This window comes from Streptomyces sp. NPDC048507 (assembly GCF_043199995.1).
GTDB lineage: Bacteria > Actinomycetota > Actinomycetes > Streptomycetales > Streptomycetaceae > Streptomyces.
In genome coordinates, this window is the sequence record NZ_JBICWZ010000001.1 from 1,048,575 (window position 1) to 1,065,310 (window position 16,736).

The following is a 16,736-nucleotide window of genomic DNA, read 5'->3' on the forward strand; positions in this document are numbered from 1 at the left end:
CACGAGGAGTCGCCGATGGCCGTCCGCCGGGTCGTTCCGAACATCGAGTCGCGGACCATGGAGGAGGACCGGGCGTTCTACGGCCTGCTCGGGTTCGAGGAGGTCATGAACCACGGCTGGATCATGACGCTGGCCTCCTCCTCCCAGCCCGCCGCGCAGATCAGCTTCATGACGGCCGACGCGACCGCGCCGGTCATGCCCGACATGAGCGTCGAGGTCGACGACGTGGACGCCGCCTACGCGGCCGTGCTGGCGAGCGGGGCGGAGATCGTGCACCCCCTCCAGGACGAGGAGTGGGGAGTGCGCCGCTTCTTCGTCCGGGACCCGAACGGCCGCGTGGTCAACGTACTCGGCCACCGCTAGGGGCTGTCGTCGAAGTCGTGTCGTAGCCCGGAGGGCGGCCCCGCGGCGTCCGGTGCGTGCTCTCGGCGTGCCGGGCGGAAGCCCTCGTACTGGACGTACTCGGGATTTCGCCCGGTGCGGCGAGAGTGCGTGCCGGGCGTCGCGGGGCAGACACGACTTTGACGACAGCCCCTAGCCCCTACCGCCCCCGGTCGCGCGCGGCGCCCGCGACCGGGGGCGCCGCGCCCGGGCGGGCGCGCCGCACGCCACCGCGGGGACCGGTGAGGTCACCTACCGCTCGCGCTCCGGCGGTCCCCGCGGGCGTCGCCCCGGACGAGGGCGTGCAGGTGCTCGTCGTGCCAGCCGTCCGCGTGCAGCAGCGCGCCGCGCATGGTGCCCTCAAGGGTGTAGCCGGCCTTCGCGGCCACGCGACAGGACGCCGGGTTGGCCACGGAGTGGCACAGGCGCAGGCGGTGCAGGCCGAGTTCGTCCAGGGCCCAGTCGGTGACGCGCCGGGTCGCCGCGACCGCCACCCCGCCACCGCGCGCGGCCGGCAGGAGCCAGTACATGATCTCCGCACTGCCGCCCGCCAGGTCGATGTCGCCCCAGCCGCACAGCCCCACGGCCTCCTCGCCGGGGCGGGCGACGGCCCAGATCGCACTCAGCTCGGCCCCCCAGCGCTCCCGCATGCCCTCGATGCGCCGGCGGGCGTCCCGCTCCGTCTCCACCGTCAGCCGGTTCCACTGACGGACCTGCGGGTCCCGGGCCGCGGCCAGCAGGGCGTCGGCGTCACCGAGCCGCCAGGGCCGCAGCTCCAGACCGCCCGCCAGACCCAGCACCGGTTGTTCCATCGCAGCCATCCGGCCCGCCTCGACGACCGCCGGTATGCGTGAACTGTTGATCATCGCGGCATCTTCCCACAGCCCCGTGGGGGTCCCGAGGGGTCCGGGGCGTCTGCCACACCGGCTCCGGAGCCAGCCGGCCGTGGTGGGGCCCGTCCGGCGCGGCCGGCGGGCCCGCTGCCGCCGGACGCCCGGGGGACAGGAACTCCCGGAACACCCGTGCCGAGCGCGGGTTGTCCTCGCACTGCCACACGCCGTGCGGGCAGTAGTCGGTGATGCTGTGGTAGACCGGCCGGTGCGCCTCGATCCAGAGCAGCATGCGGCGCACGTACTCCGGATTGTCGCCGCGCCGGAACAGGCCCCACTCGGGGAACGAGATCCGCTTGCCGTGCGCCGCGGCGAAGTCGGCCTGCTGCTGGAGTCCGTAGGGCTGGGTGACCTGCTCGTCGAAGGTGTCGCCGGGCGGCTGGTCGTAACTGTCCATCCCGATGATGTCGACCACGTCGTCCCCGGGATAGCACCTGGTCCACGCGATGGCGTCAGCACCGCGGTTGGGCGCGAAGTCGAAGCGCAGCCGCTGCCCCGGCACGGAGCGCATGGCGGCCACCACGCGCCGCCAGTACGTCTTCCAGCTCTCGGGGTCCGGACGGCAGCGGTGCGCGTAGTCGAAGCCGTTCATCTCCCAGCCCAGGACGATCACCGTGTCCGGCACCCCGAGGGCGACCAGCCGCTCGGCCAGCCGCCGGAAGTGCTGGTCGTACGCACCGCGCGCACCGGAGCGCAGCAGCTCGGCGACCCGGGCGTCGGGCACGCCGGACTCGTTGTGCTGCGCCATCGGCACGTTCAGGACGAACAGCCGGTCCGCCCCGGCCCTGCGCCACCGCGCCCAGCTCCGCAGGGAATCGGGCGCCCCCTCGATGTTCGCCCAGGTGTCGCCGGGCAGGTACGTGTGCCCGGCGCGCAGCTCGGCGCCCCCGAGCCAGGCCGACAGCTCCCGCATCCGCTCCACCCCGGGGGAGCCGTAGTGGAGGTAGGCGCCCACCGCGACGTCGGTCCCGGTGTCGCGGACGGGCCCCCGGTGCGGGGGCGGGGCGTGGCCGCCCCCGGTGACGAGCAGGCAGACGGCGAGCGCGCTCGTACAGGCGCCGGCCAGCCAACGGCCCCGATGGGACATGACGCCTCCACGAGCTTCGCGAGCCGATGCATCAGGCTGCGAGGTTAGGCGGGTTCCCCAGTCCACCGCGCGTCCGGTGGCCCGGCGCTGGGCCGTTCGCGGGGTCCGCGCCCTGCGCCGGGCCCGATCGGGTGAACGGGCGTGCGGGGGGTGCGGCCGCCCCGTCGCCGGGGCGGCCGCACCCCGTCCGTCACAGGCCGCGCGTCAGCCGGTCGGTGAGCAGCCGGGTGAAGCGGGCCGGGTCGGGCAGGTCGCCGCCCTCGGCGAGCAGCGCGCTGCCGTACACCAGCTCGGCGATCTCCGGCAGGGCGGGATCGTCGGCGTTGGCCCCGTGCGCCGAGCGCAGGGCGGTGATGAGGGGATGCGTCGGGTTCAGCTCCAGGATCCGCTTGACCGGCGGCATCTCCTGGCCCATGGCCCGGTACATCTTCTCCAGCGTCGGAGTCATGTCGTGGGCGTCGCCGACGATGCACGCCGCCGAGGTCGTCAGCCGCGACGACAGCCGGACCTGCTTGACCTGGTCGGACAGGGCGCCGGTCAGCCAGGGCAGCAGCGCGGCGAACTCCTCGTCGCGCCGCGCCCCGGCCTCGGCGTCCCCCTCGTCGTCGGCGGCGTCACCGAGGTCGACCTGCCCCTTGGCGATGGACTGCAGACGGTGGCCGTCGAAGGCGGGGACCTGGTCGGCCCAGACCTCGTCGACGGGGTCGGTGAGGATCAGGACCTCGTACCCCTTGGCCGCGAACGCCTCCATGTGCGGGGAGTTCTCCACCATGGCGCGGGTCTCGCCGGTCAGGTAGTAGATCGCGTCCTGGCCCTCGCGCATCCGCCCGACGTACTCGCGCAGACTGGTCTTCTCCTCCTTGTCGTGCGTGGAGTCCGCCGACACCAGCTCCAGCAGGGCCTCGGTGTTGTCGGTGTCCTCCAGCAGGCCCTCCTTCAGCACCCGGCCGAACTGGTCCCACAGCTTCGCGTAGCGCTCGGCGTCATTCGTCCGCACGCCCTTCAGCGCGCCGAGGACCTTCTTGACCAGGCGCCGGCGCACGCTGCGGATCTGCCGGTCCTGCTGGAGGATCTCGCGGGAGATGTTCAGGGACAGGTCGTGCGCGTCCACCACCCCCTTGACGAAGCGCAGGTAGTTCGGCATCAGCGCTTCGCAGTCGTCCATGATGAACACGCGCTTGACGTACAGCTGCACGCCGCTCTTGCTCTCGCGGGAGAACAGGTCGAACGGCGCCTGCGAGGGGATGAACAGCAGCGCCTCGTATTCGAAGTTGCCCTCGGCGCGCATGTGGATGGTCTCGGCCGGGTCGAGCCAGTCGTGGCTGATCTGCCGGTAGAACTCGTGGTACTCGGCCTCGGTCACCTCGCTGCGCTGACGCGCCCACAGCGCCTTCATCGAGTTGAGCGTCTCGACCTCGTGCGTGCTCGCCCCGTCGGCGCCGGAACCCGCCTCGGAACCTTCCTCGGCGGAGGCCTCGGAGGGGGCCTCGGCGGGCCGCTCGACGGCCATGCGGATCGGCCACCGGATGAAGTCCGAGTACTGCTTGACGATCTGACGGATCTTCCGCTCGGCCAGGTAGTCGGCCAGCCCGTCCTCGCTGTCGACGGGCTTGAGGTGCAGGGTCACCGAGGTTCCCACGGGCAGGCCGTCGACGGCCTGGATCTCGTAGGTGCCCTCGCCGTCCGACTCCCACTGGGTCCCCGACTCGGTGCCCGCCCGCCGGGTGCGCAGGGTGACCCGGTCGGCCACCATGAACGCCGAGTAGAAGCCGACGCCGAACTGCCCGATCAGGTGCTGCGCCGCGGCGGCGTCCTCGGCCTCCTTGATCTTCTGCAGCAGGCCGGCGGTGCCGGACTTGGCGATCGTGCCGATCAGCTCGACGAGCTCGTCCCGGCTCATGCCGATGCCGTTGTCGCGGACGGTCAGCGTACGGGCGTCCGCGTCGGTCTCCAGCACGATGTGCAGGTCCGAGGTGTCGGCTCCGAGGTCTGCGTCGGTCAGCGACTCCAGCCTCAGTTTGTCCAGGGCATCGGAGGCGTTCGAGATCAGCTCGCGCAGGAAGATGTCCTTGTTCGAGTAGATCGAGTGGATCACCAACCGGAGCAACTGACGGGTCTCGGCCTGAAATTCCAGCGTCTCGACACTGCTGACCACTCTGGGGGCTCCTTAGTTTTCGGATGAAAATGCATGATAAACGGGCTCCGCCCGCCCACGGGCCGGATCGGCCCCCGGCGAGCGGAGCAGGGAGCCGCACCGGTGCCCGAATGCCGTCGCCGTCGTGGGATACCCGCGCGAGGCGGGGTAGGCGCCCTCCATGAACACACATGCCCTCGACACCTCGCCGCAGGCCGGGAAGACGTCGGCACTGCAGAAGACGTCGGCACTGGACACGGCGGCGTCCTGGTGGCTGACCTCCCTCGACCGTCTCGAACGGACCACGGCCGCCGATCCGGCCATCCGGGTCCTCCAGCGGACGATCCGGGCCCTTCCGCTGGGAGACGTGCGCGAACTGCTGCGCGGCAGACCGCTCGGCCATCCCGTCCACCCCGTTCTCGTCCAGGTGCCGATCGGCTGCTGGCTGTCGGCCGGCGTGCTGGACGCCGTACCGGGGGCGCACCGCGCGGCCACCACCCTCACGGCCGTCGGGCTGGTGGGCGTCGCCCCGGCCGCCATCGCCGGCTGGGCCGACTGGGCGGACCTCCCGCCCGAGCAGGCCCGGGTCGGCCTGGCCCACGCGGCCACCAACGCCGTGGCGGTGACCTGCTACGGGCTGTCCCTGGCGGCGCGGCTGGGCGGCCGGTCCGTACGGGGCCGGCTGTGGTCGGCGGCGGGACTGGCGGCGGTCGCCGTGACGGGCGCCCTCGGCGGCCACGTCGCCTACCGGCAGGCCGTGGGAGCGGACGCGGCAGCGCACTGACCGGCCCGGATGGGCCGGAGCGCGCATCATCCGGCCGTGACGGGCCACACGTCCATCATGAAGAGACCACGCGGCTTCGCCGCACCCGGCGGGCGGCCACTGCCGCTGCTGCTCCTGCTCCTGCCGGTACAGGCGGCCCTGCTGGCCGGACTCGGATGGCTGGTCACCGGACCGGCCGCCCGCCACTGGCCGCTCTCGGCGGAGCCGGGGGCCGAAAGGGCGCTCGCGGAGCACCGCTCCGGCCCGGGGAACGGGGTCACGGGCTGGTTCTCCGTGCTCGCCGGGACGGAGGCCGTCATCGGGGTGACGCTCGTCTGCGTCGTCGCCCTGCTCCTGCTGCCCGGGGCCGCGCGCCGCACGGACGCCCTGTTCCTGGGGGTCTCCGTGGCCGCCCAGTCGACGGTGTTCGTGACCGTGACCGCGCTCGTCGCCCGCCCGCGCCCCACCGTGCCCCACCTGGACGGGGCGCCCCCGACATCGAGCTTCCCCTCCGGGCACGTCGGAGCCTCGCTCGCCCTCTACGGCGGCCTGGCCGTACTGGTCCTGCTGCGGATGCGCAGCCCCTGGAGGCATGCCGTCGCCGGAGTGCTGCTGCTGATCCCGCCGGCCGTCGGCCTGTCCCGGATGTACCGCGGCATGCACCACCCCAGCGACGTCGCGGGCGGGCTGCTGAACGGCGCCCTGACGCTGCTGATCGTGGGAGGGGCGTTCCTGAGCGCGCGCGGGACCGGAAAGGAGCCGGAGCCCGGGCCGCAGTCCGAGCCCGGGCCGCAGTCCGGGCCGCGATCCGCGTCGGAACCCCCGTCCGCCCTCGCCGGCGGCGCCGTCCTCGTCGTACGCCATCCCCTCAACTGCCCGGACCGGCTCGCCGACCGGGTGCGCGCCGAACTGCACGCCCGGGGCCACCGGGAGCAGCGGTGGCTGCTGACCTCCGCTGAACACCCCAGCGCGGACCTGGCCGAGCGGACCGCCGCCGGCGACGCCGCCCTGGTGGTGGTCTGCGGAGGTGACGGCACGGTGCGCGCCTGCGCCGACGTCCTCGCCGGTACGGGGATCGCCATGGTCATCGCCCCCTGCGGCACCGGGAACCTGCTGGCGCGCAACCTCGGCCTCCCCCTCGACCCGGTCAGCGCCCTCACCGAGTCCCTGGCGGGCGACGGCTTCGGGATCGACGTCGGCCGGATCCGGGGCGACGGCCTCCCGCCGACGCGGTTCACCGTCATGGCCGGGGCCGGATTCGACGCCGCCATGGTCCGCGACGCCTCGCCACGGCTCAAGTCCCGCGTGGGCTGGGCCGCGTACGTCCTGTCCGCCGTGCGCCACCTCGGCGACCCGGGTGTGCGCCTGACGGTCCGGATCGACGGGGGACGCCCGCGCCGACGCCGGGCCCGCATGGTCGTCATCGGGAACGTCGGCACCCTCCAGGGCGGCCTGCCGCTGCTGCCGGGGGCCCGGCCGGACAGCGGGCGCCTGGAGGTGGTGCTGTTCGACCCCCGCGGCCCCTTCGGCTGGTTCACGGCGGCCGGACACCTGGCCCTGCGCCTCCTGCGTCCCGGCGCCCCCACGCCCCCGGGACGTACCGCGGCCGGGGGAGCGCTGGAGTACTTCAGCGCCACCCGGGTCGAGGTGCGGTGCGCCGCACCGCAGCCGCGCGAGCTCGACGGGGACGCGGTGGCCGACGGCGCCGGGTTCACCGCCGAGATCGAACCGGGCGCCCTGCGGATGTACCTCCCCGGTCCCCCCGGCGCCCCGGCCCGTCCGACGGTTCCGCGGGGACGGCGCGAGCGCGCCGGGCGCGCCGGGCGCACCGAGCAGACGCAGGAGCAGACGCGGCAGGAGGGGAGTGGGGATGGGCACCGCGAAGCGGGTACCGCAACGGCACGACGTGGAAGGTGAGGAACTCTCCGCCGACGAGGCGTGGACCGCGCTGCGCCGCTACGGCGGCTGGAGCCTGGCGCGCGACTCCTTCGTCCGCTTCCGCTACGCGGACGGCTTCAGCCACGCCCGCGCACTCGGCCTCCAGACCGTGCTGTCCCTCGTCCCGCTGGCCATCGCGGCCGTCGGGCTGTCCGGCGTCCTGCACACCGAGGACATCGGCCGCATCGCCGAACTGACGATCCGAGGGCTCAGCAGCGGCCCCAGCCTGCCCGTGGTGGACGACGCCCTCAGCGAGAGCCGGCGCCACGCGGGCAGCGGGGGCCAGGCCGCCCTGTGGCTGGGACTGGTGTTCTCGCTCGTCAACGTCACCACGGGACTCTGCCAGGTCGAACGGGGCGCGAACCGCATCTACGGCAACGAACGCGACCGGCCGTTCCTCGCCAAGTACACGCGAGGCCTGGTGATGGCGTTCCTCGCCGGCTTCCCGCTGGGCCTCGGCTTCATCGTCACCGTGCTCGGCAGCCACCTGACGCGGGCCCTGGCCGAGGTCTACGCGCTCGCCCCGAGCACCGTGCGGGCCTGGGAACTGCTGCGCTGGCCGGTCGGCGTCCTGCTCGCCGTCCTCGCCACCAGTGCCATATTCCGCCTCTCCCCGCGCCGCAGCCAGCCCGGCTACACCTGGCTGGCCTTCGGAGCCGTCGTCTACCTGGTGCTCTGGATCCTGGCCACCTGGGGCCTGAGCCTGTACGTCGGCGCGAGCGGCTCGTTCACCAGCGTCTACGGTCCGCTCAGTGCGATCGTGTCGCTGCTGATCTGGTCCTACCTCACCTCGACGGCGCTGTTCCTCGGACTCGCCTTCGCCGCCCAGCTGGAAGCCGTACGCGCGGGAGTCCGGGAGCCGGTCACGGCCGATCCCGGAGTCTGACCGCACGAGGAAAGGAGCCGTCCCATGCCACGCCCCACCGATCCCACCGATGCCGCCGATCCCACCGATGCCACGGAACCCCCCGGCCGTTCACGCCGTTTCCCGGGGGCGTACGCCGGGCCCGACGCCGCGTTCGGGGCGCGCCTCGTGCTCGTCACCGCCGCGACCGCCATGGCGGCCGTCCCGTTCGCCCTCGCCCTGGTCCTGGTGGAGTCCCGGTGGGCCCCGCTGTACCGCCTGGACCTGGCCACGGCCCGGCGGCTGCACGCCACCGCGCTGGAGCATCCCGGCTGGGTGCGCGTCCTGGACTTCCTGACGGGCGTCGTGTGGGACCCGGTGACCATGCGGCTGCTCGTGGCCGCCCTGGTGATCTGGCTCGCCGTCCGCCGGGCCTGGCGGCTGGCGGCCTGGGCCGCCGTGACGGCGGTGGCGAGCGGGCTGATCGGGCTGCTGGTGAAGACCATGGTCGAACGGGCCCGCCCCTCCCTGCCGGACCCGGTGGCCCACGCCCCCGGCTTCTCCTTCCCCTCGGGCCACGCGATGACGGCGACCACCTCGTGCGCCGTCTTCCTGCTGGTCCTGCTGCCCCTGGTGCCGCGCGCCTGGCGCCCGCTGCCGTGGGCCCTGGCCCTGCTCTCGGTGCTGGGCGTCGGCTACACCCGGGTCGCGCTCGGGGTCCACTGGGTCAGCGACGTGGTGGGCGGCTGGCTGCTCGGCCTCGCGCTGGTGGCCGCGACGACCCTGGTCTTCGAGGTCTGGCGGGCGGACACGGGCCGCCCCCGCGCGGCGGTCACCGAGGGCCTGGAGCCGGAGCTCACGGCACCGGACCCCGAAGCCCCCCGTGCCGGCCGGACCACCGGGTGACCGGCCCGGGGCCCCGGGCCGCCCCGGCGGGCGTCAGTTCATGACCAGGACGCGCGTGTTCGGCACGAGCTTGCGGTTCACGCTGGTGCTCTGCACGAAGATGGTGAAGTCGTCGTTGTGGTCCGGCTTGAGACGGACCTCGCTGTCCGGCAGTCCGAGCAGGGCGCGGGCCTCGGGACCGGAATACACCCGGTCCGTCTTCTTCTCCAGCACCGCTATCTGCTTTCGCGCCTGGACCTTTTCCGACTTGCTCAGCTGATAGAACGCGCAGCCGGTGCGGTAGGTGTGCCCGGATTCGACGACCCATTCCTTGATGGCCGCTTCACGGGTCACGGGAACCAGCCGGTATTGCGACGGATCCACCGGCGCGAGACCGGCCGCCTGGATGGACTTGGCATTGACGGCCTCCGCACCCGCGGAGAACACCTTCCGCGAGCCGCGGATCCCCTTGGTGCGGCCGACCATGAAGTTTTCGGTGGCCTTCAGGATGACCTGCCCGGCCTCTTCCAGCCCCTGGGTGCTCGTGGCGTCCCAGATGGCGATGTTGTCCTTCGGGAAGCCGCACCGCATGGCCTCGCGCTTGCCCATCTGGTCCGGGACGAGCACGGCCAGCGTCCAGTTGTCCGCCTGCGTCTCGATCATCGTGGCCACGGCCTGCACCAGCTCGGACGGGGTGCGGCCCGGGGCGTCGGGGCAGCGGTGGCTCGCGTTCTCCTGACCGTCGGTCAGCACGAAGGTGAGGAAGCTGTGGTCGCCGTAGAGCTGGGCCGTCTGAGCGAGTTCGCGCTGGGACTTCAGGGTGGCGGCCAGCAGGGCCGTCATTCCGCCGGCGCGGTACATCTGCTTCAGGGACGGCATGCGCAGCACGTCCTTGTCGTAGATGACGCACTCGACCTTGTCCGAGAAGGCGTACACCGTGACGCGGGTTTCCTGGTCCAGTTCCTGCGACCGGCGTGCCAGATAGGCGATTTGCTGATCGGCGACTTCGACGACCTTGCCGCTCAGGTGTGACATGGAAGAACTGGCATCCAATACCAGGGCGACGTGATTGATGTAGTTCTGGTTTCCGGCCATGACGGCTCCCCCTCGTTTTCCCGAACTGGATGCTCCGATCCTCCCACCCGCCACTGACAATCGGCCGTGGTCGTGAATGGGGACGGGACGGGACGGGACGGGGAGGGAGCGGGGGGGCGTGGACACGCGCGGACAGCCGTGAACACTGCCCGCCCCGGGCGGCCCTGGAAAGTGGACAGGCTCCGGGACGAGTCTGTGCGTGTCGCCGGGAGAACGACGACACCACGCACCACGCTCCACACACCACCACCGCATACGGGAGACCCGCCATGAAGCCGCTGCTCTTCGAAGACGACCCGCAGTTCTGGTACGAGACCCTGCGGGCCATCGGCCACGCCGCCTACGGGGGCTCCGACTTCGGCGAGGTGATCGCCACCGCGGAGAAGATCACCGCCGGTGACTACGACAGCTGGTACGAGCAGTGGTTCGCCACCGCCGAGCGCACCGCCGCCCAGGCCGCCGCCGCGCTGGCGGGCGGCCACCGGATCAGCGCCCGCGACGCGTACCTGCGGGCCAGCAACTACTACCGGTCCGCGGAGTTCTTCCTGCACGGCAACCCCGACGACCCCCGGATCGCGGCGACGTACGAACGCGCGGTCAGTGCCTTCCGGGAGGCGGCCCGGCTGTTCGAGCCGCGCGTCGAACCCGTCGAGATCCCCTTCGAGGGCACCGTCCTGCACGGCTACTTCTACCGGGCCCCCGGCGACGCCCCCGCGCCGACGGTCATCATGCACAACGGCTTCGACGGCTCCGCCGAGGAGATGCACTTCTTCGGGGGAGCGGCCGGGGTGGAACGCGGCTACCACGTCCTCACCTTCGACGGCCCCGGTCAGCCCGCCGCCCGCTTCCGCGACGGACTGCCCTTCCGCCCGAACTGGGAGACCGTCGTGACGCCGGTCGTCGACTGGCTGATCGCCGAACGTCCCGAAGTCGACCCCGAGCGGATCGCCCTGTTCGGCCTCAGCATGGGCGGCGTGCTCGCGCCCCGGGCCGCCGCCTTCGAACACCGCCTGGCCGCCGTGGTCGCCGTCGACGGCGTCTACGACCTCGGCGAAGTCAGCACCCAGCAGATGCAGATGCCGCGGGCCGAGGCCGAGGCCCTGCTGCGCGCCGAGCACGCCCCCGAGGTCGACGCGGCCTTCGAGGCGCTGATGAAGACCAACCCGACGATCCGCTGGGCCATCACCCACGGGTCGTACGTCATGGACGTCGAGACACCCCGTCAGTTCCTCGCCTCCTATCTCGACTACACCCTGGCCGACGGCGTGGCGGAGCGGATCACCTGTCCGACCCTCGTCTGCGACGCCGAGGACGACCTCTTCTTCGCGGGCCAGGCCGAACAGCTCTACGAGCACCTCACCTGCCCCAAGACCCTCGCCCGCTTCACCGTCGCGGAAGGCGCCGGCGCCCACTGCCACACCGGAGCCCAGCGCCTGGCCATGGGCCGCATCTTCGACTGGCTCGACACGACCCTGCGCCCCTGACCGGCCGGATGCGGCCGCGCGGGCGCTACCAGTCCGGCACGGTCCGGGCGGGGGACGAGGCCTGCGCGTGGCCGGCCCGGGCCGGCGCCCGCGGGGGCCAGTGTGGATGTTGGCCGTGCTGCGCGAGCCGCCGTCGATCCACCGGGTCCCGGCGGCGCGGCCGGGCGGCAGGGCGAGGACGCGTCGAAGACGTGCAGGTGGCCGGTGCGGGCGGCCAGGGCCGCCCGTACCGGGCCTGCGTACGGAACGCTCCGGATCCCGGGACCCAACCAGCCGGCATCCCGGGAACACACTCGAGACTGACCCGTGCACCGCCGCCAACCGCACCCCGTCTCGCCCTGCTTCCGCACTCTGCCGCGGTGGAGTCCGGGCGGATCGGCATCCGGCCGGACCTCACCAGAACGAGCTACGCCCCTCGCGCCCGGAGGCCATTGCCGTTATTCAAGGCTGAGCAGGTGCGCGTCTACAGAAGAGCCTCCTCAGTGCATCCCGACATGGTTGGCTTCAACGGACGTGGCGGCAACGGAGAGGAAAGCCGTGTCCGATGAGGTGACGGGCTGGCTGGCGCAGACCGCTTTACCGTTGAGCTGCCTCACCGCAGGCGTGTCCACTGCTGATCTCCAACCGCTGAAGAACGTTCTCGATGGCGTACGGATCGTAGGTCTGGGGGAGGCCACCCACGGGACGCGCGAGTTCTTCCAGCTCAAGCATCGCCTGCTGGAGTTCCTGGTCACAGAGCTGGGATTCTCGGCACTGGCCATGGAGGCCAGTGCGTCGGCCAGCCCAGCTGTCGACGCCTATGTCCGCGAAGGCGTCGGTGATGCCGCGCAGGTGCTTGCCGGGCTGGGGTTCTGGACGTGGCGGACCCACGAGGTGCTCGCCATGATCGAGTGGATGCGCGAGTACAACCGAGGGCGACGAGAAGACCAGAAGGTTCGTTTCATCGGCGTCGACCCGCAGCAGTGCGGCAGCTCTCTGGCGGTGATCGATTCCTTCCTTCACAAGACGGCACCGGACCGCGTGACCAGACTTCTCTCCACGCTCCGCGTGCTCGCCAAGGCATATCCGGGATCGCAACCCGATCCTCAGCGGAGCCTGGTGCACATGGCCGAGGAACTGCTGGAGTTCCTCGGCGGACGCGGCCCTGACGCAGCCGACGCGCTCCGGCATGCCCAGCTACTGGTGCAGGCCGCCGACCTGGTGACGCGCGCCAGGCAGCACACGGACCCGGAACAGACTGTCTATGCGGTACGCGACCGGTACATGGCCGACGCCGTAGGGACCGTCCTCGAAGACCCGTCCGCCAAGATCGCCCTCTGGGCGCACAACGGGCACATCACCAAGAGCCCTCACGGTGGCGCGGTGCCGACACTAGGACAACACCTTCACGCACGGTACGGCGACGCCTACTACGCACTCGGCCTGCTGTTCGGCAGCGGTTCTTTCCGCGCCCGTCGGATATGGCCCGGTCCGTGGTCTCGTCCCCGAGCCGGCGCCGTCGTCACCAACCGGATCGGCCCTGCCCGCGCGGACGCCGTAGAGGTCCGGCTGGCTAGCGCCAACCCTGGCGACCACCTCGTGGACCTGCGCAGCGCAGCCGACGCGCCGAGGGCCGTACAGGCGTGGCTCAACGGCCGACACGGCATACGAAGCTTCGGCGCCATGGTGCCGCGCTGGACCTACCGCTTCAATCTGAGCCCTTCCTCCTTGGCCGAGGAGTACGACGGGCTGGCCTACATCGCGGTCTCGTCCGGCTCCCGGCCTCTCCCGATCTCATGAACGCCCCTTTGCCGGAGCAAGATCAAGGCCGGTCGACAGAAGTGGCCCACACTGACCGTGCCCAGCCGGCCATTGCCTCTTGTCATGCGCGGATCAGGAACAGGTGCTGGGCTTGTCGTTTGTGGTCCGTCGTCGCACGCGGATCGAACTTGGCGTGCCGCAGCGACCCTGGCCACAGGATCCGGCCCCGGGTGGACGCCCGCCCTGCGCCGGGCAGATCCACGGCACGGGGACCGGCCCGGTGGCGGTGCGATGACCCGGACGTCCTGGTTGTGCTCCGAGTTTCCCCAGTTCACCGGACATGCCACCGGCGCCCTCCCCGGAGACGTCGACCGATGCTGGCGGGCCTTCCTGCGAAGGTTCGACGTGGAGCACACCTTCCGCCTGCTCAAGCAGACCTGGCACGTCCTGACCGCACACGCTCAACCCCGGCTCGCCCGGCCACTTGCGCGCGACCTCCGTCGGCCGTGGGAACGGCCGGCTGAACCGAACAGACTCACCCCCGCCCGAGTCCGCCGGGGGTTTCGGAACCTCCGCGCGAAGACGGGCACTCCAGCCCGTGCACCCAAACCCACTGCCCGGGCCCCGGCCGCCCACCCGGCTCGAAGAACCGGAGACCCGCCACCCGATACGACGTCGGACGCGTCCTCGCCACAGGCGAGTCATACGCCCGACCCACACATCACAAGGTCGGCACCAAGCCTCGACGAATCGGATAGCCGGCAGGCTCAGGCGCTCCACCACTCATCGGTGCCACATCCGACCTCGTAGTGCCACCAGCCCTCTGTCTGCCCCTCTGCCAGAAGAGCCTTGATCCCGGCGAAGTCGGCGCCAGCCAGTGCCGTGAAGGCCACCATGGGAAAGTCCTCGCTGAAGACCTCGCCTCCGAGCTCGAACACTGAAAGGCGCTGACGCACCGCCTGCGGACTGCGTCCCAGGGGACCAGTGGGCACAGGCACCACACGGATCGTGCAGTTGCCCGACGCGCTGACGCGCCCGACAGCCCAGTGGAGGCCGTCGGCGTCGGTCTGGTATTCCACTACATCACCCTCAGCGACCCCATTCTGAAGAAACGGGATGTTCTGCACACACGCCGTGCCATCGCCGAGCGGCGTCGCCCACAGACCCTCGGTGTCCTGGGGGAACCATCCTTCGCGAGGGACGAACCGGAACCAGACCTTGATCTTCTCGACCACGTTCTCCATGACGGTCATCATGCGCCGACCGTTGAAAAGGCCTCGTACCGGGTCTGATCTGGAGATCAACCTCAGCCGTCACGGCACGGCCGGAGGCTAAAGGGCAAGCTGAGGTCGAGGCCCGCGTCGGCGAGACCGGCCAGCACCCCGGTCATCCAGGCCGCGCCCCCGGGGCCGCCCCCGCCGGGCACGAGAGTCGGGTCGTCGTTCACGCCACACCGCTGGGATCGCAAACGGGGACGAATCCCCGTGTCCTGCGGCGAGGCTGTCGGGCGTACCGGTGAATAGTCCCCGATACGCCTGGAGGTGATGTATCGAACGGCTGCTCGACCGCACGCCCTTCCGTGGCTCGCGGGGAGCGCCGGCGGCCGGGTGCGCGATCATTGGGTGTGGAGGGTCGACCGGCCGGCAGGGGAGAGAGCGTGGTGGGCGTGCAGGACACCGTGAGTGCCACCCTCGCGGGGCTGATCGCGGCCGCGCCGCAGGAGCAGAGCGGAGCCCTGTGGCGGCTGCGCGCGGCCGCGCGCCAGCTGGACGCCAACCTGGTGCGGCTCCAGCCCGCCGCGGAGGTCGCCGCGCACGCCGAGCCGGACCTCGACGTGCTGCTCCTCGTCGTCGAGGGGGGCGGCTTCCTCACCCTGGACGGCACGGCGTGGGACCTGGTGCCCGGCTCGCTCACGCTCCTGCCGCGCGGGGCCACCCGCGCGCTCCGGGCCGGCCCGGACGGCCTGGTCTACCTCACCGCGCACCGCAGGCGCCCCGGGATGAGCATCGGCCGGCCCCCCGGCTCCGAGCCCGACACGGAGAAGTGCCGGGTCCACCAGGTGTGCGGCCAGTGCCGCCGGCACGCGATAGAGGCCGACGCGCGCTACTGCAGCCGCTGCGGCGCTCCGCTGAACCCCTCCGCGGCAACCGGCTGAGGAGGGAATTCCCTTTTCCGCGTCACGGGTGCATGCGGGAGCCCTTGACGATTTTGTCCACCACATTGCGCGGCCCGTACACGGCCATGCCGACGAGGTCCAGCAGCTCGCGCGGCACGGCCCGCAGCGCGGCGCGGTTGTCCCGGTCGTTGCCGGTGGCGAAGAGGTCGGTGGTGAAGACCGACAGCGGCAGCCCTCGGGTCACGGCCCGCAGGTGGGAGGTGGTCAGGGCCTCCTTGGACGCCTGGAAGACGAGGACGGGCTGGCGGAACATGGGCAGGTAGCCGGTGCCGTCGGCGTCGGCATAGGGCTCACCGATGACCTCCGGGACCTGCCGGCCGATTCCGCTCACCAGAAAAGCGGTCGTGTTGAGGCGCTGCCACGTTTCGAGATCGTCGCGCAATACGACGGCGATCTTCGTCTCGAATCGAACGGGTTCACTGACGGTTTCCATATGCCGGATTCAACACCGGTGGTCCTTGGCGGGTCTTGTACGATCTTTGCATGGTTGACCAGCCGCAGATCCGGGCCTGGCGCCCGTCCCTGGCCGGAGTCGACGAGGTCTTCCACGCGCGCATGACCGACCACGTCTACCCCATGCACGCGCACGACTCCTGGACCCTGCTCATCGTCGACGACGGCATGGTCCGGTACGACCTGGACCGGCACGAGCACGGAGCCCTGGACCGGACGGTCACCCTGCTCCCCCCGCACGTCCCGCACAACGGACGCTCCGTCACCGCCGGAGGCTTCCGCAAGAGGGTCGTGTACCTGGACGCGACGCATCTGGGGGCCGGTCTCGTCGGCCTGGCGGTGGACAACCCCGTCCTGGAGGACACGGGACTGCGCCGGCGGATCCACCAGCTCCACGGCGTCCTCGAACGGCCCGGCGACGAGCTCGAGGCGGAGAGCCGGCTGGCGCTGGTGTCGGAACGCCTGCGCGACCACCTGCGGCGGAGCGTCGGGGAACGCGGCCCGGTCCGCGACGCGGGCACGGCAGACCTCCTGCGCGACCTCCTGGACGAGAGCTACGTCGAAGGCGTGAGCCTCCAGGAGGCCTCGCTGGCCCTGCACGCGCACCCGGCGCACCTGGTCCGCGTGTTCTCCGGGGCGTTCGGCATGGCCCCCCACCAGTACCTGACGAGCCGCCGCGTCGACCTGGCCCGCAAGCTCCTGCTGACGGGCATGCCGGTGCGCACCGTGGCCGCCGCGGCGGGCTTCTACGACCAGTCCCACTTCAACCGCCACTTCAAGCGCGTCCTCGGTACCAGCCCGGGCCGCTACGCCCGCAGCGGCCACCCCGGATCTCGGCCACGCTGAGCCGCGCCGCCGGCGTGGGC

15 protein-coding genes and 1 pseudogene are annotated in these 16,736 nt (G+C 71.8%); 10 read left to right on the forward strand and 6 right to left on the reverse strand.

Going from position 1 to position 16,736, the window contains the following annotated elements:
- The first annotated feature begins 15 nt into the window (after positions 1-15).
- Complete coding sequence (locus ACGFXC_RS04830; RefSeq protein WP_393709455.1) at positions 16-363, forward strand: VOC family protein; 348 nt, start codon at positions 16-18, stop codon at positions 361-363.
- Between the two features lie 266 nt (positions 364-629).
- Here ACGFXC_RS04830 and ACGFXC_RS04835 read toward each other — a convergent pair whose 3' ends face one another.
- From ACGFXC_RS04835 to htpG, 3 genes are all read right to left on the reverse strand, one after another.
- Complete coding sequence (locus tag ACGFXC_RS04835; protein ID WP_393709456.1) at positions 630-1,202, reverse strand: GNAT family N-acetyltransferase; 573 nt, start codon at positions 1,200-1,202, stop codon at positions 630-632.
- Positions 1,132-2,358: a glycoside hydrolase family 26 protein gene (locus ACGFXC_RS04840; protein ID WP_393709458.1), complete on the reverse strand. Its 1,227-nt coding sequence runs from the start codon at positions 2,356-2,358 to the stop codon at positions 1,132-1,134. Before ACGFXC_RS04840 ends, ACGFXC_RS04835 begins: the two co-directional genes overlap by 71 nt.
- 190 nt (positions 2,359-2,548) lie before the next feature.
- Positions 2,549-4,513, reverse strand: coding sequence for a molecular chaperone HtpG (gene htpG, locus ACGFXC_RS04845; RefSeq protein WP_393709459.1), 1,965 nt, complete (start codon positions 4,511-4,513; stop codon positions 2,549-2,551).
- 160 nt (positions 4,514-4,673) lie between these two features.
- On the opposite strand from htpG, the gene ACGFXC_RS04850 reads away from it, so the two are divergent.
- From ACGFXC_RS04850 to ACGFXC_RS04865, 4 genes are read left to right on the forward strand one after another with little or no spacing between them, the layout of a single operon-like run.
- Positions 4,674-5,276: a DUF2231 domain-containing protein gene (locus tag ACGFXC_RS04850; RefSeq protein WP_393709461.1), complete on the forward strand. Its 603-nt coding sequence runs from the start codon at positions 4,674-4,676 to the stop codon at positions 5,274-5,276.
- 57 nt (positions 5,277-5,333) lie between these two features.
- Positions 5,334-7,172 (forward strand): diacylglycerol kinase family protein, encoded by a 1,839-nt coding sequence (locus ACGFXC_RS04855; RefSeq protein ID WP_393709462.1) that lies wholly within the window; start codon positions 5,334-5,336, stop codon positions 7,170-7,172.
- Positions 7,126-8,079, forward strand: a complete 954-nt coding sequence (locus ACGFXC_RS04860) for a YihY/virulence factor BrkB family protein (RefSeq protein ID WP_393709464.1) — start codon at positions 7,126-7,128, stop codon at positions 8,077-8,079. The genes ACGFXC_RS04855 and ACGFXC_RS04860 overlap by 47 nt, the downstream gene beginning before the upstream one ends.
- Positions 8,080-8,103: 24 nt before the next feature.
- Positions 8,104-8,943: a phosphatase PAP2 family protein gene (locus ACGFXC_RS04865; protein WP_393709465.1), complete on the forward strand. Its 840-nt coding sequence runs from the start codon at positions 8,104-8,106 to the stop codon at positions 8,941-8,943.
- A 33-nt stretch (positions 8,944-8,976) separates the two neighbouring features.
- On the opposite strand, the gene ACGFXC_RS04870 is transcribed toward ACGFXC_RS04865, so the two are convergent.
- Positions 8,977-10,017, reverse strand: a complete 1,041-nt coding sequence (locus ACGFXC_RS04870) for a vWA domain-containing protein (RefSeq protein WP_393709467.1) — start codon at positions 10,015-10,017, stop codon at positions 8,977-8,979.
- Between the two features lie 269 nt (positions 10,018-10,286).
- On the opposite strand from ACGFXC_RS04870, the gene ACGFXC_RS04875 reads away from it, so the two are divergent.
- The 3 genes and pseudogenes from ACGFXC_RS04875 to ACGFXC_RS04885 all read left to right on the forward strand — a co-directional run.
- Positions 10,287-11,501, forward strand: coding sequence for an alpha/beta hydrolase family protein (locus tag ACGFXC_RS04875; RefSeq protein WP_393709469.1), 1,215 nt, complete (start codon positions 10,287-10,289; stop codon positions 11,499-11,501).
- 537 nt (positions 11,502-12,038) lie between these two features.
- The gene (locus ACGFXC_RS04880) at positions 12,039-13,280 is read left to right on the forward strand and encodes an erythromycin esterase family protein (protein WP_393709471.1); all 1,242 of its coding nucleotides are present in this window, start codon (positions 12,039-12,041) and stop codon (positions 13,278-13,280) included.
- A 231-nt stretch (positions 13,281-13,511) separates the two neighbouring features.
- Positions 13,512-13,999, forward strand: a pseudogene (locus ACGFXC_RS04885) (transposase); the annotation flags it as partial.
- 9 nt (positions 14,000-14,008) lie between these two features.
- Here ACGFXC_RS04885 and ACGFXC_RS04890 read toward each other — a convergent pair.
- Positions 14,009-14,497, reverse strand: a complete 489-nt coding sequence (locus tag ACGFXC_RS04890) for a DUF4265 domain-containing protein (protein ID WP_393709472.1) — start codon at positions 14,495-14,497, stop codon at positions 14,009-14,011.
- 410 nt (positions 14,498-14,907) lie between these two features.
- Here ACGFXC_RS04890 and ACGFXC_RS04895 point away from each other — a divergent pair, with 410 nt between their 5' ends.
- A complete protein-coding gene (locus ACGFXC_RS04895) occupies positions 14,908-15,396 on the forward strand; it encodes a hypothetical protein (RefSeq protein ID WP_393709474.1) in 489 nt (162 codons plus the stop codon).
- A 22-nt stretch (positions 15,397-15,418) separates the two neighbouring features.
- Here ACGFXC_RS04895 and ACGFXC_RS04900 read toward each other — a convergent pair whose 3' ends face one another.
- Positions 15,419-15,850, reverse strand: coding sequence for a DUF2000 family protein (locus tag ACGFXC_RS04900; RefSeq protein WP_393709476.1), 432 nt, complete (start codon positions 15,848-15,850; stop codon positions 15,419-15,421).
- A 50-nt stretch (positions 15,851-15,900) separates the two neighbouring features.
- Here ACGFXC_RS04900 and ACGFXC_RS04905 point away from each other — a divergent pair, with 50 nt between their 5' ends.
- The gene (locus ACGFXC_RS04905) at positions 15,901-16,716 is read left to right on the forward strand and encodes an AraC family transcriptional regulator (protein ID WP_393709478.1); all 816 of its coding nucleotides are present in this window, start codon (positions 15,901-15,903) and stop codon (positions 16,714-16,716) included.
- The last annotated feature ends 20 nt before the right edge of the window (positions 16,717-16,736 follow it).

Coding starts and splice junctions, on each gene's coding strand:
- ACGFXC_RS04850 (WP_393709461.1), top strand. CDS start 4,674: ATGAACACACATGCCCTCGACACCTCGCCGCAGGCCGGGAAGACGTCG.
- ACGFXC_RS04860 (WP_393709464.1), top strand. CDS start 7,126: ATGGGCACCGCGAAGCGGGTACCGCAACGGCACGACGTGGAAGGTGAG.
- ACGFXC_RS04905 (WP_393709478.1), top strand. CDS start 15,901: ATGGTTGACCAGCCGCAGATCCGGGCCTGGCGCCCGTCCCTGGCCGGA.
- ACGFXC_RS04870 (WP_393709467.1), bottom strand. CDS start 10,017: ATGGCCGGAAACCAGAACTACATCAATCACGTCGCCCTGGTATTGGAT.
- ACGFXC_RS04855 (WP_393709462.1), top strand. CDS start 5,334: ATGAAGAGACCACGCGGCTTCGCCGCACCCGGCGGGCGGCCACTGCCG.
- ACGFXC_RS04835 (WP_393709456.1), bottom strand. CDS start 1,202: ATGGCTGCGATGGAACAACCGGTGCTGGGTCTGGCGGGCGGTCTGGAG.
- ACGFXC_RS04865 (WP_393709465.1), top strand. CDS start 8,104: ATGCCACGCCCCACCGATCCCACCGATGCCGCCGATCCCACCGATGCC.
- ACGFXC_RS04890 (WP_393709472.1), bottom strand. CDS start 14,497: ATGATGACCGTCATGGAGAACGTGGTCGAGAAGATCAAGGTCTGGTTC.
- ACGFXC_RS04840 (WP_393709458.1), bottom strand. CDS start 2,358: ATGTCCCATCGGGGCCGTTGGCTGGCCGGCGCCTGTACGAGCGCGCTC.
- ACGFXC_RS04830 (WP_393709455.1), top strand. CDS start 16: ATGGCCGTCCGCCGGGTCGTTCCGAACATCGAGTCGCGGACCATGGAG.
- ACGFXC_RS04900 (WP_393709476.1), bottom strand. CDS start 15,850: ATGGAAACCGTCAGTGAACCCGTTCGATTCGAGACGAAGATCGCCGTC.
- ACGFXC_RS04875 (WP_393709469.1), top strand. CDS start 10,287: ATGAAGCCGCTGCTCTTCGAAGACGACCCGCAGTTCTGGTACGAGACC.